This window comes from Vibrio casei (assembly GCF_002218025.2).
Taxonomy (GTDB): Bacteria; Pseudomonadota; Gammaproteobacteria; order Enterobacterales; family Vibrionaceae; genus Vibrio; species Vibrio casei.
The window spans coordinates 633790-658558 of sequence record NZ_AP018680.1 but is presented as its reverse complement, the minus strand read 5'-3'; the positions used below and the strand labels follow the sequence as shown (position 1 = coordinate 658558).

22 protein-coding genes, 1 other RNA gene and 1 pseudogene are annotated in these 24769 nt (G+C 39.7%); 9 read left to right on the top strand and 15 right to left on the bottom strand.

Annotated features, from left to right (window positions below; all coding sequences use genetic code 11):
• Positions 1 to 37: 37 nt before the first annotated feature.
• From VCASEI_RS03220 to VCASEI_RS03210, 3 genes are all read right to left on the bottom strand, one after another.
• Positions 38 to 1906, bottom strand: a complete 1869-nt coding sequence (locus tag VCASEI_RS03220; protein WP_089110553.1) for an Lnb N-terminal periplasmic domain-containing protein — start codon at positions 1904 to 1906, stop codon at positions 38 to 40.
• Positions 1907 to 2028: 122 nt separating this feature from the next.
• Entirely contained in the window at positions 2029 to 2514 is a 486-nt protein-coding gene (locus tag VCASEI_RS03215; RefSeq protein WP_086961605.1) for a DUF3015 domain-containing protein, read from the bottom strand.
• A 357-nt stretch (positions 2515 to 2871) separates the two neighbouring features.
• A complete protein-coding gene (locus VCASEI_RS03210) occupies positions 2872 to 3726 on the bottom strand; it encodes a PA4780 family RIO1-like protein kinase (protein ID WP_086961607.1) in 855 nt (284 codons plus the stop codon).
• A 237-nt stretch (positions 3727 to 3963) separates the two neighbouring features.
• On the opposite strand from VCASEI_RS03210, the gene ahpC reads away from it, so the two are divergent.
• Positions 3964 to 4521 carry an alkyl hydroperoxide reductase subunit C gene (gene ahpC, locus VCASEI_RS03205; RefSeq protein ID WP_086961609.1) on the top strand — a complete coding sequence of 186 codons (558 nt, stop codon included), beginning with the start codon at positions 3964 to 3966 and terminating at the stop codon, positions 4519 to 4521.
• A gap of 149 nt (positions 4522 to 4670) precedes the next feature.
• Complete coding sequence (ahpF, locus tag VCASEI_RS03200; RefSeq protein ID WP_086961611.1) at positions 4671 to 6236, top strand: alkyl hydroperoxide reductase subunit F; 1566 nt, start codon at positions 4671 to 4673, stop codon at positions 6234 to 6236.
• A gap of 107 nt (positions 6237 to 6343) precedes the next feature.
• Here the strand turns inward: ahpF and VCASEI_RS03195 are convergent, their stop codons facing one another.
• From VCASEI_RS03195 to cyoA, 7 genes are all read right to left on the bottom strand, one after another.
• On the bottom strand, positions 6344 to 8116 hold the full coding sequence (locus VCASEI_RS03195) for a SulP family inorganic anion transporter (RefSeq protein ID WP_086961613.1): 1773 nt from the start codon (positions 8114 to 8116) through the stop codon (positions 6344 to 6346).
• A 410-nt stretch (positions 8117 to 8526) separates the two neighbouring features.
• Positions 8527 to 9198 (bottom strand): 2OG-Fe(II) oxygenase, encoded by a 672-nt coding sequence (locus tag VCASEI_RS03190; protein WP_086961615.1) that lies wholly within the window; start codon positions 9196 to 9198, stop codon positions 8527 to 8529.
• A gap of 537 nt (positions 9199 to 9735) precedes the next feature.
• Positions 9736 to 10608, bottom strand: coding sequence for a heme o synthase (cyoE, locus tag VCASEI_RS03185; RefSeq protein ID WP_086961617.1), 873 nt, complete (start codon positions 10606 to 10608; stop codon positions 9736 to 9738).
• Positions 10609 to 10615: 7 nt separating this feature from the next.
• Positions 10616 to 10945, bottom strand: a complete 330-nt coding sequence (gene cyoD, locus VCASEI_RS03180) for a cytochrome o ubiquinol oxidase subunit IV (RefSeq protein ID WP_086961619.1) — start codon at positions 10943 to 10945, stop codon at positions 10616 to 10618.
• Complete coding sequence (gene cyoC / locus VCASEI_RS03175; protein ID WP_287031857.1) at positions 10945 to 11661, bottom strand: cytochrome o ubiquinol oxidase subunit III; 717 nt, start codon at positions 11659 to 11661, stop codon at positions 10945 to 10947. Before cyoC ends, cyoD begins: the two co-directional genes overlap by 1 nt.
• Complete coding sequence (gene cyoB, locus VCASEI_RS03170; protein WP_086961620.1) at positions 11546 to 13594, bottom strand: cytochrome o ubiquinol oxidase subunit I; 2049 nt, start codon at positions 13592 to 13594, stop codon at positions 11546 to 11548. Before cyoB ends, cyoC begins: the two co-directional genes overlap by 116 nt.
• A 19-nt stretch (positions 13595 to 13613) precedes the next feature.
• Entirely contained in the window at positions 13614 to 14531 is a 918-nt protein-coding gene (gene cyoA, locus VCASEI_RS03165) for a ubiquinol oxidase subunit II (protein ID WP_086961623.1), read from the bottom strand.
• Positions 14532 to 15154: 623 nt separating this feature from the next.
• Here cyoA and VCASEI_RS03160 point away from each other — a divergent pair.
• Positions 15155 to 16624, top strand: a pseudogene (locus tag VCASEI_RS03160) (BCCT family transporter); the annotation flags it as partial.
• A gap of 34 nt (positions 16625 to 16658) precedes the next feature.
• Here VCASEI_RS03160 and VCASEI_RS19405 read toward each other — a convergent pair.
• Both VCASEI_RS19405 and VCASEI_RS03155 read right to left on the bottom strand, forming a co-directional pair.
• The gene (locus tag VCASEI_RS19405) at positions 16659 to 16799 is read right to left on the bottom strand and encodes a hypothetical protein (RefSeq protein ID WP_162621011.1); all 141 of its coding nucleotides are present in this window, start codon (positions 16797 to 16799) and stop codon (positions 16659 to 16661) included.
• A 244-nt stretch (positions 16800 to 17043) separates the two neighbouring features.
• Positions 17044 to 17304: an FAD assembly factor SdhE gene (locus VCASEI_RS03155; RefSeq protein ID WP_086961625.1), complete on the bottom strand. Its 261-nt coding sequence runs from the start codon at positions 17302 to 17304 to the stop codon at positions 17044 to 17046.
• Between the two features lie 173 nt (positions 17305 to 17477).
• On the opposite strand from VCASEI_RS03155, the gene ygfZ reads away from it, so the two are divergent.
• Complete coding sequence (gene ygfZ / locus VCASEI_RS03150; protein WP_086961627.1) at positions 17478 to 18461, top strand: tRNA-modifying protein YgfZ; 984 nt, start codon at positions 17478 to 17480, stop codon at positions 18459 to 18461.
• Positions 18462 to 19166: 705 nt separating this feature from the next.
• On the top strand, positions 19167 to 19373 hold the full coding sequence (locus VCASEI_RS03145; protein WP_086961629.1) for a DUF1107 domain-containing protein: 207 nt from the start codon (positions 19167 to 19169) through the stop codon (positions 19371 to 19373).
• 154 nt (positions 19374 to 19527) lie between these two features.
• On the opposite strand, the gene VCASEI_RS03140 is transcribed toward VCASEI_RS03145, so the two are convergent.
• The 3 genes from VCASEI_RS03140 to VCASEI_RS03130 are packed head-to-tail and all read right to left on the bottom strand — an operon-like array spanning position 19528 to position 22519.
• A complete protein-coding gene (locus VCASEI_RS03140; RefSeq protein WP_086961632.1) occupies positions 19528 to 20730 on the bottom strand; it encodes an FAD-dependent 2-octaprenylphenol hydroxylase in 1203 nt (400 codons plus the stop codon).
• 1 nt (position 20731) lies between these two features.
• On the bottom strand, positions 20732 to 21922 hold the full coding sequence (gene ubiH / locus VCASEI_RS03135) for a 2-octaprenyl-6-methoxyphenyl hydroxylase (RefSeq protein WP_086961634.1): 1191 nt from the start codon (positions 21920 to 21922) through the stop codon (positions 20732 to 20734).
• An 18-nt stretch (positions 21923 to 21940) separates the two neighbouring features.
• A complete protein-coding gene (locus tag VCASEI_RS03130) occupies positions 21941 to 22519 on the bottom strand; it encodes a UPF0149 family protein (protein WP_086961636.1) in 579 nt (192 codons plus the stop codon).
• 274 nt (positions 22520 to 22793) lie between these two features.
• On the opposite strand from VCASEI_RS03130, the gene zapA reads away from it, so the two are divergent.
• From zapA to rpiA, 4 genes are all read left to right on the top strand, one after another.
• Positions 22794 to 23069, top strand: coding sequence for a cell division protein ZapA (gene zapA / locus VCASEI_RS03125; RefSeq protein ID WP_086961638.1), 276 nt, complete (start codon positions 22794 to 22796; stop codon positions 23067 to 23069).
• Positions 23070 to 23129: 60 nt separating this feature from the next.
• Positions 23130 to 23315, top strand: a non-coding RNA gene (gene ssrS / locus VCASEI_RS03120) — 6S RNA.
• Between the two features lie 7 nt (positions 23316 to 23322).
• Positions 23323 to 23946, top strand: a complete 624-nt coding sequence (locus VCASEI_RS03115) for a 5-formyltetrahydrofolate cyclo-ligase (RefSeq protein WP_086961640.1) — start codon at positions 23323 to 23325, stop codon at positions 23944 to 23946.
• A 51-nt stretch (positions 23947 to 23997) separates the two neighbouring features.
• The gene (rpiA, locus tag VCASEI_RS03110; protein WP_089110554.1) at positions 23998 to 24654 is read left to right on the top strand and encodes a ribose-5-phosphate isomerase RpiA; all 657 of its coding nucleotides are present in this window, start codon (positions 23998 to 24000) and stop codon (positions 24652 to 24654) included.
• Positions 24655 to 24769 lie beyond the last annotated feature (115 nt).

The window sequence follows — 24769 nt, the reverse complement described above, 5'->3', positions numbered from 1 at the left end:
CGCCCTAGGGCGTCTTTTTTGTTCCTGATAAACCTCATCAATAATAGAAATAGGCTGTAATTTTTGCTGATGTATCTTCACTATCCCAATGTTGATACTGAACCTGACTACGTAATGACCAATTACGGTTAAACGCCCAATTCCAACTTGCTGTTACTAAAGCATCTTGATCTGCTGAAGAATCAATCAATGTTAAATATTGACCTTGTATTCCGATACGATGCTTTTCTGCTAATTGATAAAGCAAACCTGTTTCTATACCTAACCCAAAAGAGAAATCATTTTGTGTCAATTCGCCATAACTGACCTCACTGGAAAATAATGAATAAACATGAAGCCCATCAGAACGCCCCCAAGCCTTGCCAGTTCCACCTTGGATAAACCAGCGTCCCGCTTGCTTTCTCTCCATTGTTTTTCTATCAAACCCCGTTCTAATATTCCACGCAAGGCTATCAAAGACTCGATTACTTGGCGCTAACGCCATCGTATCTAAAAAATAAAAACGGTCAAACTTGGCATTACCATACTCATCCAGGCTGATTTGAGTATCCAAGAAGCTAATTTGAGCACCAGGAATAAACCCGGCCTGTGAATCTAATACATCATGATAAGCCGCTCTCCATTCAAGAGTAACTTTATCTGACGAGTGCTTATTTGCTTGCAATCCTGCACCAAAACGTGCCGAAGCATGCCCCTTTTCGGGTGACACCGTAGGAACCGGAACCTCAGAAAAAGGAGAGTCTACCGTTAATTGACTGCGCTTAATTAATAATTGAGTTAAGCGTTTTGCAATACTGTCTCGCTCTAAAGATTCATCATATAGCTCAAAATTAAGCCATTCATAGGCAAATTCTAAAATCGCGGCTCTCTCTATCGGTGTAAAATCATCCGATGAAGGATAATCCCCTTCTTTAGCTTTCACAGCCGCATCAAATAATGACGGATCAATCTCATTTGCTTGGTGTAATAATCGAGTTCCAAAAGCTGCACGATATTTTGGTGTTTTTAATAAGCCATTTTTAGCTAATGCTTCAACAGTATCTGATGGAATAGCTTGAAGAGGAAAGTCCTTTATCAGAAATAAATCATCTCTAGCGAGTTCAAGTAATGCCAGTAATTGATAAGAACAGTTTTCATCTAAAAAGTAATAATCAAACTCAGCATTTCTCATCTCCCACAAGTGCAACAAAACACGGTTAACTTCATATGGATTTAAGTTTAATTTATACTCCCAGATATCTCGAGACTCCATATCATTATATTCTCGAACTTTTCGATAATAAGGCATAACCGTAAATCGTCCGGGATAACTTCCTACCAATCCTTTAAGTGCAAATAATGCTGGATTATCTTGTTCTTCAGGTTCAGCGGCAAAATTAATCGCAAAGGCAACGAGCTCCTTATTACGAGTTTGATCTTTAGCATCAACTCTTAATAACGTATGTCCAAACATTGAAGAAGGGTTATTCATAAAAGCGGTAGGAAATACCAGTGTCATACCTTCTGGTTCTAAGACATCACGCCACTTTTCTAATTCAGGGCAGTTAAGTTGCGCTTGACGCCCATGTAAAGACTCTAACCAAGTATAGCGAGCAGGAAATTGACATTGAGTACTTTCTGCAATCTTAGGATCCTTACTGTATAAGCGCTCAATTGTTGTATTGAGCTCTGAGTATGGATTTACCTTACCATCAGGTGAAAAGAAAAATGCGCCTTCTCTAACGGTGCTAATTCTACCTTGTAGTGGTTTCGAAAGGTAATGGCCCAACTTAAGCCAATAAGGGTCTTGGGATAATTCAAAAACATTAATCTGATCATAATTAAAGGAAGTAGCGCTGATAGAAAAAGGAGAAAAAATAAAACTAAAACCGACGAGAAAAACTGCACTGACATTGGAAAACTTCATGATATACCGTCATTATTTCATTTCTTATATGTAATCCGTCAGAAAAACACTTATTCAATGTAAAGAATAATTAGAAAAAAGTGCTCTCAATGAAAAGAGCACTTAACCCGACAATCTTTATATTAGATCTGATAAGCAGAAAGAGTCTTATCTTGTGCAATCAGCGTATTTAAATTAGCAAATACTTCTTCAGAAGTGACATTTTCAGATTTAAAAATCTCAGCAAAGTTTGCTTGAGCAACAGAGTTAAATTCTGATTTGTCAGCTTGTTTGATTCCCCAAACTTCAGACAATGTCGCAAGCGTTTCGCCTTCGCCTTTAGCCATATCACGAGCTAGATTATCCATATTACCATCGATAAACATCGCTAGTTTTTGTGATGATGTAATGGTACCTGAACCATCACAACCTAATGTGCCGAAAGTAATACCAAAGGTTTGGTTACCAGAAGTACCATTGGTTGTCGCACCTAATACCTTATAAACTTTGCCAGATTGTCCGGCAAAAACCATAGAACCTAGGCCACAACCAATATCTTGGTCAGCCATCGCTACGTTAGAGAAAGGGAGCATCGCAACAAAAGTTAATGTAGCAAGTGTTTTTTTCATAATACATCCTTATAAATATTAAAGGGTTAAATATTCACATGAATTATATAACACGTATAAATAAATTTTATTTTATTTTGTCAAAACATCGAACATGCCTTAAAATAAATTGTAAGGACTTACTGCAAAGTAATTGATAATTATATAAAAAAGTAGCGATAAGCCACTATTTCCTATAAACAACCAGATCACCTTTGCCTTCAAGTCAAAATGCCTTAATTCTTTTAATTAAGCCTTGATTTTAGAATCGATACTAGCAATGGCATATAGTATTCAAATAACGATATACCATTGTTTAATGAGGAGGAGATGATTATTTTGCCTTTATAATATTTAGCCTATTAGATGGCGACAGTTTTATTCTTGATCTGATTCGTTTTTTCTTAATTCACGAGTTTCCGCTTCTAAACGTGCAGCATCAATTTCATCAAGAATGGCTTCTACATCCGCTAATTCATTAGATTCAGCAAATAAACCGGTTAACTCGGTATCAGGAAACAATTCACCGACTTGATAGAGTTGCCACATTTCTTTGGCGTATTCAGTTTTTTCTAGCTCTGGAACATATTGACCGTAATAGCTGCGCATATTGTTTACATCACGAGCAAACATCCATTCGGCATTGTTGTTAGCAGAAGCATTAACAGCTTGCGGCAAATCAATAATAACAGGGCCATAAGCATCCACCAGCACATTAAATTCGGATAAATCACCGTGAATAATGCCCGCACATAACATGCGTTTGATGTATTCGATCATATCCGCATGATCTTCTAAAGCCTGTTCCGCTGACATAGTGACATCATTCAAACGAGGAGCTACAAAGCCTTCATCGTCGGTAATAAGCTCCATCAATAACACGCCATCAACCACGCCATAAGGCTCAGGAACTCGCACCCCTGCCGCTTTCAATGCATAGAGAGCATCAACTTCAGCACTTTGCCATACCGACTCTTGCTCTCCTCGACCAAATTTCGATCCTTTTTCCATGGCCCTAGCTCGACGACTATTTTTTACTTTTCGTCCTTCTCGATATTGCACCGCTTGTTTAAAGCTGCGTTGATTCACGTCTTTATACACTTTGGCACAACGAATTTCATCACCACAACGTACGATATAAACCGACGCTTCTTTACCACTCATTAATTGGCTAATCACGTCATCAATGACGCCGTCTTCAACCAAAGATTGCATTTGTTTAGGTATTTTCATTACAGAAATGGGACTACTTTTTGAATTAAGAAGAAAAGGTAAGAGTACAGTTTATCTTATTTAAATACTTTTAGATATTTTTGTCTCAGTTACTCCCAAATTATCCCTTCCCAAGGGTTAATCAGCTTTACCTATCAAAACGATAAGAATAATCAATTTGATCAACCAAGTTAATGATGACAATATACATCCCGTAAGCAACAAACCGAACACTTAAACGAAAGGATATTTATTATTATGATTAACACTCAAATCAAACCATTCAACGCAACAGCATTTAAAAACGGCGAATTTGTAGACATCACCGAGCAAGATGTATTAGGTAAGTGGGCTGTTTTCTTCTTCTACCCTGCTGACTTTACTTTTGTTTGCCCAACAGAACTTGGGGATATTGCGGATCATTACGAAGAGTTACAAAAGCGTGGTGTTGAGGTGTACTCAGTATCAACTGACACTCACTTTACTCACAAAGCATGGCATGACAGCTCTGACACGATTGGCAAGATCAACTACTACATGGTAGGTGACCAAACCGGCAACATTACAAATAACTTTGGTGTTATGCGTGAAGGTCAAGGCCTTGCAGACCGTGCAACCTTCCTTATCGATCCAGAAGGCACGATTCAAGCGATGGAAATTACCGCTGAAGGTATTGGTCGTGATGCTGAAGACTTACTTCGTAAAGTAAAAGCCGCACAATATGTCGCCGCTCACCCAGGTGAAGTTTGCCCTGCAAAATGGAAAGAAGGCGAAGCCACATTAGCCCCATCTTTAGACTTAGTCGGCAAGATCTAAGCACAGATTAGATTTTATATACCGGAAAATATGAAAGTATAACTATTTGAGGGCCGGCTGGTTGTATTACCGACGACCAATACTCTGGCAGGCTCTCTTCCTCATTATGTATTTATCCAGAATAACCACTTATTTAAGGTGTCATCGAGATGTTAGATGCAGCGATTAAACAACAATTAGAACAATACCTCAAAAACATAAAACAAGATGTCCAATTAGTGGTTAGCCTAGATGAAAGCAAAGCCTCTCAGGACATTTTGTCACTGGCCAATGAAATTTCAGAGCTAAGTAATTTTATCTCAGTTGTACACGATGATGCAGCTAGCGAGCGCAAACCTGTGATGACGATTTCTAATCCAGAAAAAGGCACTCAGATTCGTTTTGCAGGCCTGCCGATGGGGCACGAATTCACTTCACTTGTGTTGGCACTGCTACATTCTGGTGGCCACCCTATTAAATTAGAAACCGACACGATTGAGCAAATCGCCCAGTTAAACAAAAAGCTCGATGTGGAAATATTTATTTCTCTTTCTTGCCAAAACTGCCCTGATGTTGTTCAAGCGTTCAATATGATGGCGGCTATTAATCCGGATATTCGTGTCACCATGATCGATGGTGCTCTTTTCCAAGATGAAGTAAAAAATCGCGATATCATGGCGGTGCCAAGTGTGTTCATTAATGGTGAGTTATTTGGCCAAGGCCGTATGACACTCAATGAAATCCTAGCTAAAGTGGATGATGGTGCGGCTAAAAAAGTTGCCGACAGTTTGAATGAGAAAACCCCTTACGATGTTCTTGTCGTCGGCGGTGGCCCTGGCGGAAGCGCTGCAGCTTTATATGCAGCCCGCAAAGGCATTCGTACGGGTGTGGTCGCTAAGCGTTTTGGCGGGCAAGTTATGGATACATTAGCCATTGAAAATTTCATTTCAGTTAAACGTACCGAAGGCCCAAAGTTAGCTACCGATTTATCTGAGCATTTAAAAGAATACGATGTGGATATCATCACAGAACAACAAGCCGATAAGCTTATAGGCTCGCCTTATACTGAAGATGGTTATATTCATATCAACCTTGAAAGTGGAGCCACACTAAAAAGTAAAAGTGTCATCTTAAGCCCTGGAGCTCGATGGCGCGAAATGAATGTTCTAGGTGAGCAAGAATATAGAAACAAAGGCGTCGCTTACTGCCCTCATTGTGATGGCCCGCTCTTTAAAGGAAAGAAAACCGCTGTCATTGGTGGTGGTAACTCGGGAATTGAAGCTGCGATTGATCTAGCGGGCATTGTTGAACACGTCACTGTATTAGAGTTTGCGGATACATTACGTGCAGACCAAGTACTGATCAAAAAAGCCAATTCAATGCCAAATATCAACATCATTACCATGGCGCAAACCACTGAAGTGCTTGGCGATGGCAAGCGAGTAACAAGCTTAAAATACAAAGATCGCAATACTAATGAGATTAAAGAAATCGAATTGTCAGGTATTTTTGTTCAAATAGGTTTGGTACCCAATACCGAATGGTTAAAAGACAGCGAGGTAAAGCTTTCTGATCGTGGTGAAATTGAAGTTGGTAATCATGGTGAAACCAGTATGCCTGGTGTATTTGCTGCTGGCGATGCCACTACCGTTCCTTATAAACAAATAATCATTGCGATGGGTGAAGGGGCAAAGGCAAGCTTAGGTGCATTTGACTACTTAATTCGCCAAAGCTAATGAGCATAATTTAGGGTTCACCACCCCAACCCAAACGAGCTCAAAGTAAGATGCTTGAGCTCGCTTTTTCATCATTCATTAGCCATACATAATTGAAATTATAATGACTACACTTCTACGATCGTACGCTCAACTTGGTCAACATCTTGACCTTTCTCTTTCTTCACTTCAGGCACTTGTCCATCATGAAGCGCTTCTTGGTAACCACCACTCATTTTAATCGCAAGGTACATGTCAGCTCTAATACGTATCCCTTCTTCTCCAACTTTCACCCCAGCAATATCGCACCATTGTTTTAAACGCCGTTTATGCCCTGCGAGTACCAAACGAATACCACGTTTCTTTAAAATAAATTGAATATCAGCAATCACTGCCATCACACTCAAATCTAGATGAGTGAAACTGGCAACCGCATCTATAATCACATATTTCACATCGTCACTTCCCGCTTGTGCTACGTGGTGTATTAATCGCCGTTTAAAATGCGCGGCATTGAAATAGGTTAAAGGTGAGTTAAAGCGGTAAATAATCACTCCGGGAATCGCTTTTGCTTTGCCTGATGCGCCTAAACTTCTTACGGTTCCTTTCGCATCCAACCCTAAAATTTGGTCTGTTGGGCGCATGACTATTCGCAAGAATTGATATAATCCAAGTAATACTGCCAAAGTGATCCCAGGAATAACGCCAATCACCAATACGGCAATAAAAGTAATACTAGATAAATAGAAGGCATCTTTATCACGTTTACGAAGTCCCCAAATCCCTTTTAGGTCAATCAAAGAGATAGAAGCAACGATCAAAACCACCCCCAACGCAGCAACCGGTATAAATTGTAATGGCTGATAAGCAATCACTGCAACAATAGCAATAATCACAGCAGAAATTATCGAAACGAGCTGGGTTTTACCACCATTAGCATCATTCACCGCTGTTCGAGAACTGGTACCGCTAACCACAAAACCTTGAGAAAATGCTGAAGCGATATTAATCATACCAAGTGCACGGAACTCTTTATCCGCATCAATATCATAACCATTCTTAGCGGCAAAACTACGCGCAGTGATCATCATGCTCACAAAGCTCACCATAGCTAAGTTAAGTGCTGGCATGACGAGCTCTCGGCTGAGCCCTATATCAAATTCAGGCGTCTGAAAGGCCGGTAGACCACCTTCAACGATTCCGACAATACCTACTCCTACCGATTGAAAATCACCCAGCCAAACAAAAAGACTGGCGATAATGATCGCGATCATAGCTGCTGGCCAAGTTGGCCGTAATTTTTTGCAAGATATATAAACACCAATAGTCACGGCACTGACTAATAATGTTTGCCAGTGTACATTCACTAATTGCGAAGGAGCTTCCCATACCTGCTCAATTAAATAGGGTTGATTATAGGTAATGCCAAAGACTTTAAAAAATTGACTTACAATAATGGTAATCGATACACCATTGAGCAGTCCAAGTAAGATAGGGCGAGAGAGAAAATCTGCAAAAACACCAAGTTTAAATCGGCTCGCAATTAAACACCACACCCCCGTCATAGCGGTCATAGTAATAACCAGTTGCCAATGCTTAATCATATCCCCAGCGGCAAGTGGCGTCACTACCGCAGCAATAACCGCGCATGTTGCTGTGTCTGGGCCAACAATTAACTGTCTTGATGTTCCCATTAAAGCGTAAAGAAGCATAGGCAGCACACAAGAATACAGCCCAGCAATGGCACTGACTCCCGTCAACTGAGCGTAAGCAATCGCAACCGGGAGCGCTACGGCCACTACCGATAGTGCCGCCCTTAGATCATCCCCTAGCCATGCTTTCTCATATTGTTTTAATTGATATAAGCCGGGTAACCATTCTTGTATGAAAGTACTTTTCAATCCAATACATCCTTTACTGAAGGTCAAACTTTTTGAATCCACTGTATGAACCTGAATATATGAAAAGAGTAACTAAGGCGGAGGCAAATACATAAAGTGCTTTTCTGTATTACCCTTCATTTTTATAACTATAGGAGACTATATCTCACCGAATCAATCCTATCGCCATCATTCTGCCATAAATATTGTTTTATTTTTCTTGGTGTTAAATAATTTGAACTATCAATAATAAAAACTCATACAAAATTCCAATCTAATTACGAAATCTATAAATAATCGATACAGCGCTGTACGATGCAGAACTTTAGTTTTCTGATATATTTAAACATAAATAACCCCCGATGTTGGTTGTCCAACTATTGGGGGTCAGTTCAGAATTCGATTGGTCTTTTTACATTTTGAGTGGGGCTTTACCTAGGAGGATCAACTTTATCTATACCGGAGGTATTCACTCGAAACCACCCTGCGATTGAATATCTATCGCGATGTGCTGGTAAAACCTCATGTGGAAACTCTTCACTTAAAAACGCCACAATGGTGCCAAAACTTGGCATCACTTTTACAATCTCTTCTTGCGTTTCATCTTGGTATATCACCAACTCACCACCATCTTCTTGAAGCCAATCAGAGTTAAGGTAAACAACCAAACTTAATACACGGTTCGCTTCGCCTTTAAAGGCATCTTTATGTTTTTTATAGTAATCACCAGGCGAATAGTGAGCAAAATGACTTTCAAATGAAAATAAACCTAGAAATAAGTGCTGATTAAGGTAGCGCTGTAATGAAGCAGACCAATCAAGCCATATTTTTCCAGCATCACTTTCCCCATTAATCCAGCAAACCTCATCCTTTCGAACAAAGTTATTCAGCATCAGGTTATCTTCACGGCCAATTCCAGCTCGTTTAAACTGACCATCAGACATAGTCTGAACATACTGATATAAGTTATTTAATAATGATGGTGGTAAAGCATTAGGATGAATACTGTAACCTTGATGGGCAATATTGGTCGCCATTAGCTCGAATAATGGTTCATCATCGAACTGCTGAGAAGCAAATTCTTCAGTGAAAACAACGTTCATTTTTTACCTCAAAAAAACACACGCAGCCTCTCCTTCCCTTCTATTAAACAGAGAAAACCAAAGAGGTCAGAACAGAATTGGAGTGTATGTTTAGTTTCAGGTTTAAGCGAGAAAAATATCGTAAACTTGCTCATTATGTAGAAGTGAGAAATGAATGAAGAATACTTCTATTTTGAATATAAAAACACCAAGCTGGGGAGGCTTGGTGTTTTTCTTTTAGCTAGCAAACTTGGAGTTATCGCTAAATTTATACAGAGAAACATCACTATTCCAATTGAGATCAGTTATTCATAAACTGGTCTCAGTGACGCAACAAACTCTATAAACATAGTGGTGTGTGATTTAAACATTCCATGTTCTATTAGCCTTAGCCAAAATAACACAACAACCACAACGCGACATATTTGGTAACATCTGAACCATTATGCTTACATTGATGAAAAACAAAACAACCATTAATGAAATATAAAGTTACGTTAACAATATTCGCAATGTTGACCAACGTGGTCTAATGCACCTTGTTTAAAACATAACCTATCAGAACATCGTATTCAAAGGCAAAAGCTCAACACCGAGTACCGTGCTAAAAGCCGTCACGACAAGTAAAGACGTTTTAAACACGGATTTAGACCATTGAATATAGTTCGACTCATCCATTCGACGGAAAGTGACCTTTGACCAGCCATAACAAGAAATAGCGGCTACCACTAAATATTCATAACCGGTATGTCCAAATGCATAAAGTCCAAATGCAACGGCAGAAAAAGCCACCACATACGCTATCATATGCTGACGAGCCTTATAAATACCTTTAACTACAGGTAATACTGGAATACCTGCCTGTTCATAGTCTTGCATTCTGAACATAGCAATCGCGTACGAGTGAGGCATTTGCCATAAACAAAACAAACCAAATAATAACACCGCTTCTAAGCTAATGTAGTTGGTCACCGCAAGATACCCCACAAGAGGTGGAATAGCCCCCGAGACACTGCCCACTAGCGTTCCGTATACCGAGGTACGTTTGTACCACATGGTGTAAAAGAACACGTAAAAAACATAGCCAAGTAAAACCACTACAGCGGACAGAGGATTCGCCATTTTGTACAGCAAACCGGTTCCGATAAGCAGCATTACAATCGCAAATAGGAAGGCATGATCAACATTGACCCCACCCTGGACTAAAGTACGATTTTGGGTGCGTGACATTTTCCTATCGATATCTCGATCAAAAATGTTATTCACCACACAACCGGAAGCAATAACCAAAGCAACGCCAACCATTGTGTATGCAAGTAATGACAAGGTAACTGATTCCGATTTAGCCGCAAGAAAATAGCCTGCTAATACGGAAATCAAGTTGCCCATAATAATGCCAGGCTTCGTTATCGATACGTATTCTTTTAACATCTTACGCCTACATCATCATGTTGTGATTTAAGTTCCACATGATCCAAATCGATCCTGCAATAACAATAAACACAATCACTGCGGTAAACACAAAGGACACCATATTGAATATCCCTCTTTCAGAGCTATCCATATGCAAGAAGTAGAACAAATGCACCACCAATTGCAGTACCGCTGTAATGATCAAAATCTCGATAGTCGTTTCACGAGGCAACACACCAGTGTAGGCAAAGTAAAATGGGATCATGGTTAATACTAGGGATAATACAAACCCCGTAATATAACCTTTAGCACCTGAATCTTGGTGAGCTTTATCTGATACTGATTGATGAGCCATTAGATCACCCCCAACAAATACACAATAGTGAAAACACAAATCCACACAATATCTAAAAAGTGCCAGAACAAGCTTAAGCAGTAAAAACGGCCTTTCATTAAATCGTTAAGCCCTTTGGTACTCAGCTGGAAATAACAGACAGATAACCAAATTAAACCAAAAGTAACGTGTAAACCATGCGTTCCAACCAAAGTAAAGAACGCTGATAAGAACGCGCTACGTTGCGGACCAAATCCTTCGGCAATCAAGTGATGGAATTCATAGACTTCCATGGCAATAAAGCCGAATCCAAGTAAAGCGGTGATCAATAACCAACGCTTTAAACCGGCAACATCTTCACGCTTCATCGCAATGATGCCAAAACCAAAAGTGATACTACTTAATAGCAGTAACATGGTTTCAACAAAAACAAATGGCAACTCAAAAATATCTTTCCCAGTTGGACCACCAGCCGTTGCGTTAACAAGTACTGCATAAGTGGCAAATAAAGAGCCAAATAAAATGCAGTCACTCATTAAGTAAATCCAGAAGCCATATTGCTTCATTTCATTCGCGTCATGATGGTCGTGGTCATCATGATGACCATGCTCAACCGCAGTATTAGCGTGCATAATCAGCCTCCATATTGTCATCACCTTCAGGTATATTGCCTTGCTGAGCTTTTGCTTTTCGAAGCTTCGCTTTATTGGCTTGCTCAATTGCTTTGATTTCTTCAACTGACACGTAGTAATCACGATCTTCATTAAAGCTATGAAGAATGACGCCGACCAACATACCAACGAAACCTACAGCCGCTAACCACCAGATGTACCAGATCATGGCAAAACCAAAGATCAAAGCAAAACCCGAGATATAAATACCCGTTGCTGTATTTTTTGGCATATGAATAGGAGAATATTCTTCTTCTGCCGTTAATGTTGCTTCAACACCCGCTTCTCCACGTTGCTTTTGATACCAGAAAGCATCAATTTCATCACCTTTCGGGATCTTAGCAAAGTTATAGAATGGCGGTGGTGATGATGTTGCCCACTCTAGCGTACGCGCATTCCATGGGTCACCGGTGAGGTCTAAGTTTTGCTCACGGTCACGAATACTCACGACAAACTGAATCGCTTGACATGCCACACCACAGAAAATAATGAATGTTCCGAAAGCCGCCACAGCAAGCAGTGGGAAGAACTCAGGATCAATGTGTTGGCTCAAACGACGAGTCATCCCCATGAATCCAAGTGCGTACAATGGAATAAAGGCAAATAAGAAACCAATAATCCAGCACCAGAAGGCACGTTTGCCCCACTTCTCATTCAACATAAAGCCGGTAGCTTTCGGGAACCAATACGTTACACCAGCAAAACAGCCAAACACCACGCCACCAATAATGACATTATGGAAGTGAGCGATTAAAAACACACTGTTATGAAGAACAAAATCGGCCCCCGGTACCGCCATCAATACCCCAGTCATGCCGCCAACAGTAAAGGTGATTAAAAAGCCAATCATCCACAACATTGGAGAAGTAAATTCCACACGGCCACGGTACATAGTAAACAACCAGTTGAAGATCTTAACCCCTGTCGGAATAGAGATAATCATCGTGGCAATACCAAAGAAGGCATTTACATTCGCGCCAGATCCCATGGTAAAGAAGTGGTGTAACCAAACTACAAAAGCAAGAATGGTAATCACAACCGTTGCCCATACTAATGAGGTATAGCCAAATAATTTCTTACGAGAGAAAGTCGCGACGACTTCTGAGTACACACCAAATATCGGTAAGATCAGAATGTAAACTTCAGGGTGTCCCCATGCCCAAATCAGGTTGACATACATCATCATGTTGCCCCCCATATCATTGGTAAAGAAATGGGTTCCGATGTAACGATCAAGCGTTAATAATGCGATAGTGACCGTTAAAATTGGGAAAGAAATAATGATCAATACGTTGGCGCATAAAGAAGCCCAAGTAAATACTGGCATCTTCATTAATGGCATTGAAGGTGCCCGCATACGCATAATAGTGGTAAAGAAGTTCACACCGGAAAGCGTGGTACCAATACCGGATATTTGCAGTGCCCATATCCAATAATCAACCCCAGTTCCGGGACTCGCTTTAATACCAGACAGTGGCGGATAAGCTAACCAACCAGTACGAGCAAATTCACCGACACCTAAAGAAACGTTGGTTAAAATCACACCGACAACAAACAACCAAAAACTCAAGTTATTCAGGTAAGGGAACGCGACATCACGCGCACCAATTTGCAGTGGAACCACAATGTTCATCAAGCCGATGATCATTGGCATTGCCACGAAGAAAATCATGATAACGCCATGTGCACTGAAAATTTGGTCGTAATGCTCTGGAGGCAAGTACCCCGCTTCACCAGCAGAAGAAAGCAATTGCTGGCTGCGCATCATAATGGCGTCGGAGAACCCCCGAACCAGCATAATAAGGGCAACTGCAATGTACATAAAACCAATTTTTTTATGATCAACAGACGTAAACCATTCTGACCATAAATATTGCCATTTACCGTAATAAGTAATGGCCGATACAACAGCGAGTCCTACAAGGGCAATTACTGCCAACGTCACCACGATAATTGGTTCGTGATATGGAACGCTATCGAGTGAAAGTCTTCCAAACATACTCATACTCTTTCCGCCTTTAATCTTTTGCCATGTCCATGTGGTGCATCTCATCCATTCCATCATCTTTGGAATTTAAAGCGCCCTTATATTGTTTAACCACATCGGCAAACAAATGGTCTGGTACATTTGAATAATAAGTAACTGGTACATTTTCACTTGGTTTAGCAAGCTGAAGGTAGCCATCAAAATCCGTCATAACTAACGCATCTTGTTTATTTTTGACACTTTCAACCCATTGATGAAATTCATCACGAGTATCCGTCACATGAGCCGTAAACTTCATACCAGAGAATCCACCACCACTGTAACTAGCAGAAATTCCTTTGTAATCATTCGCTTCATTTGCCATCAAATGCACTTGAGTCATCATGCCCGGCATCGCATAAATTTGGCTGCCTAAACGAGGAATAAAGAAAGAATTCATGATGTTATCTGACGTCACTTTGAACTGAACAGGGACATTTTTAGGAAAAGCTACATAATTAACTGTCGCAATATGCTGCTCCGGATAAATGAACAACCATTTCCAATCAAGTGACACCACTTCAATGGTCATTGGTTTTACATCACTAACCAATGGTTTAGATTGCTCTAACTCATGTGTCGTGCGCCAAGTGATCGTACCTAAAATGGCAATAATAATGATAGGAACCGTCCATACCACTATTTCAATTTTGGTTGAGTGTGCCCATTCAGGATCGTACTTCTCATCAGTGTTGCTTGAACGGTATTTATAAGAAAAATATACCGTCATTAAGATCACTGGAATGACAACTATCAGCATCAATAACAGAGCGGTAATAATGAGTTCTTTTTCTTGAATGCCAACGATCCCTTTCGGATCAAGCAAAGCAGATTGACATCCTGACAAAAGAAGAATTGCGCCGAGCAATCCTCCTCGTGACAAAATATTTTTATATCTAGAGGCTTCCATTCTAAATTCTCGATGTTTAAGGGTCGCTGTCATACAGTGGGTATACACGGAACAACCTAATGGTAAACAACGCAGTTTTATTAAACATTAATCAACTTTAGCTACACGTTAACCAACATTTACTGCTTTTTCATGTATCTTTCTTGATTGGCACTCTCACTTCATCGTGATTAAAAACAACGAGAAAAGGCATACCAGGAAGGACAAAACACAACTTACATGAGTAAATATTACATTTACAAATATCTAGTTACATTTGGAACATTATGCTTACATAAAGCAGTGTACTCACCAACTAAAAATGAAAACTAAGTTTTAATAAATGATGTAATTTTAAATTACACTATAGAATTTAGTGACTTATAGATAAGCCATAAAGTATGGAATATAAACAAAGCGAAAACATACAAGAACAGAACACATATTACTTTCGATTATTTAAATGATATTTTGTACATTTTAGACGCTTTTAAGTGCAAAGTTTAAAAAATTCATTATGTCAATTTTCTAAAAAGATAAAAAACAAAATCGATTACCTCAAAAGCAAACTTTGGAATGCATGCTTTCTATTGCACACATTTTCTATTCAGCATTACTAACCATTTTGGTTATAAAAAACTCTTTTTTTCTATGTTCGTAAACAACCTGTTTTAAAAGTATCTTCTGCATTAATGCCTGTTATCGGAGAGAAACGAGCGAATGGCTGGTTAGGGAAGATGATAGATGTTCTGTTCATTTTCGGTTTACTGGGGGGTGGAGCAACCACTTTAGGATTAGCGGCCCCTTTAATTACTGAAGGTTTGCATCACTTATTTGGTATGCCCAAGACAACGGGGATCCAATTACTAGTATTGCTTGTTTGTACGGCAATTTTTGCTTACTCCGCCTATGCAGGCATGGAAAAAGGCATTCAAGTTTTAAGTAATATCAATTTTTGGGGTGCACTTGCCTTATTAGCCTTCATTTTTATTGCAGGCCCCACCACCTTTTTAGTAGAAACAGGGCTAGATTCATTTGGTCGCATGTTATCTAACTTCTTTGTTATGGCTTCGTGGGCTGAACCTTTTGGTGGTTATGGCACATTTGCTAACACTCACTTCCCCCAAGATTGGACTATATTCTATTGGGCATGGTGGTTAGTATTTGCACCAAGCATGGGTTTATTTATCGCTCGTATTTCACGTGGCCGTACAATCAAACAAATGGTAGCTGGTTCTATTTTCTTTGGCTCTCTAGGCTGCTTCTTGTTCTTCATGGTATTGGGTAATTTTGGTTTATCTCTGCAACTGTCAGGTAAATTGGATGTCATAAGTATCTTAAATCAACAAGGGGCAACAATGGCAATCTTCTCGATCTTAGATCAATTACCAATGAGCACCTTAGTTATTGCTACCTTTACTATCTTATGTGTCATCTTCACAGTAACCACTTTCGACTCGATTTCATACATTTTGGCTTCAGTAGTACAAAACGATGTTACTGAAGAACCAATGCGTTGGAATCGTTTATTCTGGGCATTCGCTTTGTCATTCATGCCTTCAGTCTTGTTATTCATGGGAGGACTATCGACTTTACAAACTGCGGCAATTGTGGGCGGTTTGCCCTTAATCCCAATTTCCGTAATGCTCATGATTTCAACCATTAAAGCCGCCAGTTTAGATCTGTCCCATCAAGATGGTTACGAAGATCCGGTAATCAATATCGAAGATTTACCAGACGTTGACCCTTGGTCTACAGAGGGGATGGCACTCGCTAAATTTGAAGAATTAAAAGCGACAGCAATTGAAGCTGCCAACGATGAACGTGAAGCACTAAAAGCGATATGGAAAATAAAGAAAACGATTCGTACTGGCTCACTCGAATACGGTAATAACGGATTAGAACTTGGTGAGGTCCCTCGTGAACTTCAGGATGAACTTGAACGTCTCACAACTGAAGCGATGGCGGCTAAAGAAGTAAAACTTGCTGCGTCAGAAGAAGCTCAACAAGCACGGATTGTTTTCAATGATCTATTGAAAGAAAAAGAAGAAGCGCAAGAAGAGGCAACTGTGACTGAGATAAAAATAGAGCAAGAGAAGTCGGCAGCCAGTTAATTTATTCGTATAAATAGTCATCCCAAAAGAGCACTTAATCCGTGCTCTTTTTTATCCATACCACATCCATTTTTTCATCATTAAGGTTTACGATTAACTGTTTATAATCGCATTCAAGTAGCTGATGTCGCCAAATTAACCAAGTCAAGCTATGACCAAAGTAAACTTGAAGCATCCACTCTCTTAGTGGCCAATCTACTTTAATAACTCTATGGTATTCATTACCTGTCAGTGAAGATATTCTTGATTTTCGTCTGAACCTATATAATAGGTATATCAATAAGAGTGAAGGGATGATGGGCACAGTCGAAATAATAACAGCCCAAACACTAAAAATACCAATAATGGTCGTTAAAATTTGGGCTATAAAAGTTTCTCGGTAGTGAAAGGTATCAATACGCTGCGCACCAGTTTGGCTATTAACGCACTTTACTAAGATTATGGGCAACGATTCGATCTACAATTTTAGCGTGACCTAAATGCTCACTTCTGCCATGCCCCATGATCCAAGTAAATAAATCAGGATCATCACACTCTAACAATGATACAAATTCTTGTTGCTCTTGCTCTGTTAAATTATCAAAGCATTCTTCAAAAAATGGCATGATAACAACATCAAGTTCTAACATACCACGGCGGCATGCCCATTTAATTCGAGCTTTCTCTTCAGGTGTGTACATATTGATTCCATCTAATAATACATATGGCTTGAGTCTATCAGTTGAATTACTCATCCACTAGTGCAGCAATCACAGACTCGGTGCAATTTTAAATCAATCGCAAGAAAAGCTGACAAATATCAATTGCGACATTACCATGGGGTCATAATTACCACCTAAACTAGGATGTTATGATGAATTTGACAAAGAGATTTGCGGCTTTGCCGTTATCTTCGACACAACCACTTCCCGATCTAGTAATTTGTCATTTAGCCTCATGGGGCACAATCACCATAATTGGTGACGACAAAAAATCGTATCTCCAAGGACAAATCACCAGTGATGTAGTGTCTTTAAAAACAGAACAATCAACCCTAGGAGCACATTGTGATGGTAAAGGAAAAGTACTGAGTACATTTCGATTATTTCATCATAAAGATGGCTTAGCCATGTTTCAGCATCATTCAGCTATCGAAAAAGAGCTAGTTGAAATTAAAAAATATGCCATTTTTTCAAAAGTCGAAATACAAGAAAGTAGCGATATTTGCCTAGGAATTATGGGAATAAAATCCAATAAATTAATTCAATCTTTAACCACCGAAACAGTCAATATTGAACATAAAAATAAAGTTTATTCAATCGAAGGTGGAACAGCCGTTCAAATTAGTCAATACCGCTGGTTACTGCTGATCACAGCCGAAAGCGCTGAGCTGATTTTAGGTGAGAATTCAGCGGCCATATTATCCAACGAAACCATCTGGGATTACGCAGATATTATTGACTCAATACCAAGAGTGAGTGCGGCTGACCAGCTAGAACATATCCCTCAAGCTATGAACTTACAAGCTTTAGGTGGAATATCCTTTACTAAGGGTTGTTATACCGGGCAAGAAACCGTGGCAAGGGCAAAATATCGCGGTATTAATAAACGCGCTATGTTCAAATTAGAAGGCTACGCTGATAACACGCTACCAATAGAACAGACAATAGAAAGACAAGTTGGTGACAATTGGAGAGGTGCTGGTAAACTACTGGCTCATTATAAATTTACAGATGGAAAGATCATCGCCTTGGCTGTCCTACCGAATAATCTAGAACCTGATACCGCTTTCAGGTTTGAGCACGCCCCTGAAATACATCTGAAGTTTGGTGAATTACCTTATTCTTTAGAAGAATAAAAAATGCTTATTTATGCTTTAAAAAATCACCTCATCATCGGGTGATTTTTTATCGAACATTTTATCTATGTCATTCGGCTGTATATTTTACTGCTGTATATATCCTTCGTACTTAAAGCTTCGGTTTAGTTGATTGCGTTTATTCACCTCTCTATTTTTTATAAAAAAGTCATAGGCTAGATATGTTAATGGGGCTTCACTCACTTGTCGCCTCATTGCAACTCCAATGACTTTGTGTATAAGATGATGACTTAATGTAATCATTTGCAACACATGTAAAAAAAGATGATGTAACTCACAGATCATTAACTACTCAAGGGAATTTTTATTTAATATAAATGAATAGTTATTGATTTTGATCAATTTACTGTATTGTTAAAACGCTTGTTAATTAAATGTTGAAATTTCAACCTTAACTTCAAGTGAAAGTGTCAAGCTAGATCAACTAGCTGTATCCACTTTGTATAATGCATCTGTGACTATTTGCCCGTACTTATCAGTGCGGGTTTTTTTTATCAATAACCTCTCTCTGTGAATCAATTCATATCCATCCATAATAAAACCAAATGTAAACTCGTATTTTATGAAAATAAAATAGTACTTGATGCCAAAAAATTACAATAACTTTAGATATATAACCTAGAAATAACACTTTCTTGGAATAAAACTTGGTACAATAATCTTAATTACTATAAGGACTTTAGTATGAGATTGTTTAACAAATATGTACCTAGCCAAATTGCTAAACATGTAAGCCGCTTCTTTAAAGGGCGTATCTATATTAATGGGGTAGGAAAGTTTGAGTTTGACAACGCAAAATTACTCATACCTTCCCAACCAGAAGATAAGCACTACCAAGCGGTAAAAGAAATCAATCAAGAAGTTAGCCGTATTCGCTGCATCACAGCATAATACTAACCAGTGACGGTGGCTTAACAAATCGACCTATACCCAAAGTAATTGGAGTTGCAGTGAGGCAACAAGTGAATGAATGCTGCCAACAAAACTGCAGCTTCAAGTACCAAGGGGACATTCCAGGATTACTCGATTTTATTGGATCATCGTTTTATTTCACTAACGTCGGTAACTTCCCGGTTATCCCCAACGCTCTTTTCATCATTTCTTCTTTCATTCCAGGTAAATGACCAATAAATTGCATCCCTAGGCCCCTAACCAGTTTTTTAGCTGGGTTATTCCCTTCGAACAAGTCTTTAAAGCCCTGCATAGCCGCAATCATTTTTGCCGCTTCTGCTTTGCGCCAACGTTCATACGAACGCAAATTACGCTGCAAACCAATATCTTCCCCTTGCTTCCAAAGATCCGTCACCACTTCGACCAAACTCGCTGCATCTAAAAAGCCTAAGTTGACACCTTGACCCGCTAAAGGATGAATGGTGTGTGCGGCATCCCCCACCAATGCAACTCGATTAACCACAAAATTCCTTGCATAACGCATTTTAAGCGGAAAAGAATGTCTTTCACCTTCGACTTCACATGCTCCCAAACGAGCATCAAACTCACTGGTTAAGTATTGATTAAATAAAGTATTAGAACGTGACATCAGCATATCAGCACGGTTTGGATCAGTAGACCATACTAGTGAACATAAATTAGGAGCAGATAAAGGCAAAAAGGCGATAGGACCTTGTGGGGTAAATATTTGTCTTGCGACACCTTGGTGAGGATCCGACGTTCTAATATTAGCTACAATGGCACTGTGCCCATAATCCCAATGAGTTAGAGGGATATCTTGCTGATTACGAACCCAAGAATTCGCACCGTCAGCACCCACCACTAATTTGGTCGATACTGAATCACCAGAATCAAGCGTGATCCATGCTTCGCTTTCGCCAACCGCCATCGTTGCACATCGATTAGGCATGAATAAGGTGACATTTGAAAGCTGCTTAACCCTATCCAACAAAGCAAGTTGAATAACACGATTCTCTACAATATGCCCTATATTCGATTGAGATAGCTCATCCGCATTAAACGATAAGCGAGCAAAACTGTCTTTTTCCCATACTTCCATCGCTTGGTAAGGGGAAAGCCGACGAGACACAATGCCCTCCCATGCTTTTATATTTTTCAAAAACAATTCACTGGCTCGACTTAATGCAGAAACACGGGTATCAGGCATCGCAAACAACGTATCTTCAGGAATGGTGCTTTCAATTACCGCAATACGTAAATTAGTATCAGAAAAAGAAGCAGCAAGCGCTAATCCAACCATGCCACCGCCCACTATGGTGATATCAAAACTTTGCATCTTATCGCTCCACTAATCCCATAGTACGTTTGACTATTGGTTGTTTTATAAAAGGTAAATAAGTCATGGATAATAGACCAAGATTACGCCCAATGCGCATGGCAGGTAAATCATTTGAAAAACAGTGTACTAAGCTTGAAGTCAACGATATGGTCTCGCTTCTATCACATTGCCGACGTTGCCGATACAGAGATAAAACGGAGTAATTACCTATATCTCCATGAGTTTGATAAGCATATTGAACCTCTTCAGCAAGGCTCATCACATCTCTAATACCTAGATTAAAACCTTGCCCTGCAATAGGGTGTAGCGTCTGGGCTGCATTGCCTATCACTGCGCTACGATGTGACACGATAGATTCACGGTAACGCAGCACCAATGGATAGCAAGCACGAGCCCCTACCTTAGTTATTTTACCTAGCCGCCAACCAAAGTCGTGCTGTAATTGTTCAATAACCGTAGATTCATCAGCTCCCATTAACTGATTGGCTTTTTGCTCAGACATGCACCATACAACGGAACTTCGTCCTTCTGACATTGGTAAAAATGCCAAAGGACCAGAGGATGTAAAACGCTCAAAAGCCCTGCCTTCCGGACTCTGGTTTGTACTTACATTGGCTATGATAGCAAACTGTTCAAAATCCATCTCTTTTAATGGGATATTCAATTGTTGACAACTTTCCGATAAGGCGCCATCAGCGGCGACCATTAACTTCGTCATCAATCTTGAACCATTTTCTAGCGTTATCTCAACCTGCTTCATTGTTCGATTTATATGCTTCACTTGACTTGGGCAAAGATAATCGACCGCTGGACATTGTGTTAACTTATCTTGATAAAGACGACCAACACTTTCTAACTCAACGACGTAACCTAAAGCATCAACACCTTGAGTACTTGCTTTTATGTCTGCTAAGCCAAGGTGCCCTTTATCCGAAACTTCAATATCGGTTATCGGAGTAAGTAATGGTAAAAAATCAGACCATAGATTTAATCGTTTTAAAATATTAGCGGTACCAAAAGATAAAGCGATGGCCCTTGAATCAAAGCCAGGATGCGCTTTATTTTCTTCCATTCGATTCGCTTCTATCACTGCGATGCTAAGATTACCTTCGCATAACTGGTGCACAGCAAGTGCTAAAGTTGCACCCGTCATCCCTGCTCCAATAATGACAATATCGTATTGCTTCATGCCATGGCCTTTTTAAATTTAGTGCAATGTTTTACTCGTATTTACACTTGATTGAATAACAGGCTTTGCACCTAAGTCTGCATGAATAGTTAATACACAAACCTTTACATGCTCAATCACTTGTTCAAGCAAAATCGCTTGCTCTTGAAAGTCATCATCTTCATCAATACCAAGCTTTGATATTTCTTCAAGATCAGCGAGTGCTTCTTTCGTTTCTGACGATAATTTTGCCAAGCTTTTCCCAGCAAGACCTAAACCAGAGATAAAGTGATTCACCCATTCTGATGTCGCATCAGCGTAATTCAATAAATCATCGTCACTTGGCAACAATAAACTCAGATCTACATCTGCTTTAGTTAATTCAGACACTGAAACGTTATAAATAGCATCAGCAATGACAGCGGCATTCATTGGCCACCCCATTCCATCGTTGGTGTAATCAAATAATAACGTTTTCCAGCTATCACCTTCCAACGCTAATCCACCACTCAGCATACCGACGATCAAACCTTGCAGCTCAGAAGGGGTCACTGATAAGGAAGCGGCTATTAACTCTGTTTGAGCTTTTTGATAATCAGGAAGATGAATTTCAGTCATAAGAAGTCTCACTTTGTCTTTTAAATTTAATTTGAGTATACCAATTCCCAAGCAAGCCCGAAAACCATAATCACATTGAAATCACTCACTTTGTAATCGAATCGGTCAACATTAGGCAAAATCGTCTATCTCATCACTGAAATGCTTGAATATTCGGGGCAGTTTAGCCTATAGTTTCTACCTTAATCAGAACGGTCTGATCGAATCAATCTCTAAACCGTATTCATGAATAGAGATTGTTGGTTTTGTCATCAGCTATAAAGAGTGCGCCACAGTGGAAGTCGAAATTTTAGGAAAACTCACTCGTGTCAATTGTCCTCCAGGGCAAGAAGAAGCTTTGCATGCAGCAGCATCGGAGCTAAACCAACGCTTGAAACAGATGACTGAACGTACTAAAGTACACAACATCGAACAGCTACTCACCATTGCGGCACTCAATGCTTGCTATGAAGTGAAAGCTTTACAAAAAGAAATGTCTGACAATGAACACCTCACTCAACGAATTGCTCATTTAAATGAAGCATTGGATAAAGCGTTAGACAGAAAATAAAAAATACCAGCACTCGCCAAGGATAAGGTGGCTCACTAATAGTGAACTGTGCATACAAAATTTACCCTGGAGTGTTTGTCAGAGGATTTAAGTCCCTGAGCCGATAAGCAACAACCCAGGATTGGTACTTGAAAACTATTGAGCAAGCTCGGCTCGTACCGAGAAGCCTACGGTTTTCATTGCGGATCCGCCTTGAACTCGCTGGTTCATAGGTCCATCAATTCTCAACGGCACTTTGGGGTATTCCTTCTTTATGAAATATCCAATCACACAAGATTTATCTCGAACTCAAGTGAGACAAATCATTCGCCAAAAACGTCAATCATTGACACGGCATGAACAAAACTCTGCTGGGTTGGAATTATTAGAACAAATCAAACATCTTTCAATCATCGATAACGCTAAAAATATTGCGATTTATCTGTCATCCGATGGTGAAGTAGACACCCAACCCATCATTGAATGGTTATGGAAACAAAAAAAACGAGTTTTGCTTCCTGTACTTCATCCCTTTTCCCAAGGGCATCTTCTTTTTCTTGAATATTGCGCCACTAGCCCTATTTGTCATAATAAATATCGTATTATCGAACCTAAACTCGATCAAACTCAAATCTGTCCTGTGAGTTGTATTGATATTATTTTTACTCCTCTGGTCGCTTTCGATCATAACGGACAACGTTTAGGTATGGGGGGGGGCTATTACGACCGTACGCTTGAGAAGTGGTTTAATACAGGAAAAGGGGCCATTCCAATAGGTCTTGCTCATCAGTGTCAGCAGGTTGAACACCTTCCTTCTGAGCACTGGGATATCCCATTACCTATAATTGTGACACCAAAACAAATTTGGCATTGGGAAAAAAATGAGAAATCGTTATAATCCCGCGCAACAACAATGCAATCGATTACTTAAGCCTATTTAGGAGTTCTCATGACGCAAGATGAAATGAAAAAAGCCGCTGGTTGGGCAGCATTAAAATACGTAAAGCCTGACACGATAGTTGGCGTTGGAACAGGCTCCACTGTTAACCACTTCATTGATGCGTTAGCCACGATGAAAGGGCAAATTAAAGGTGCCGTTTCGAGTTCTGTTGCTTCAACGGAAAAACTTAAGCAACTCGGTATAGAGGTGTTTGATTCTAATGAAGTGGATGGATTAGATGTCTATGTCGATGGAGCCGATGAAATTAATGCTCAAGGGTCAATGATTAAAGGTGGTGGCGCAGCATTAACACGTGAAAAAATTGTCGCAGCAATGTCTAAAACCTTCGTGTGTATCGTTGATGGCACTAAAGCTGTGGATGTTCTTGGCAAGTTTCCATTGCCCGTTGAAGTCATTCCAATGGCTCGTTCTTACGTTGCTCGTGAGTTAGTAAAACTGGGTGGTATGCCTGAATATCGACAAGGTGTAGTGACCGATAACGGAAATTTAATTTTAGATGTTCATAATCTATCTATTGTCGATCCTAAAGCTTTAGAAGATAAAATTAATGGCCTTGCAGGGGTTGTGACCGTCGGTCTATTTGCTCACCGTGGGGCTGACGTGGTGATCACAGGAACGCCTGAAGGTGCCAAAATAGAAGAATAATATGCTAATAAACACCAATATATGTATTTTTGCTGGTGTATAAGAAAACGGTGCTGAGATGTGCCGTTTTTTTATACTTTATGCTCTAAAAATCTTACCCAAGGTCACATTTTTT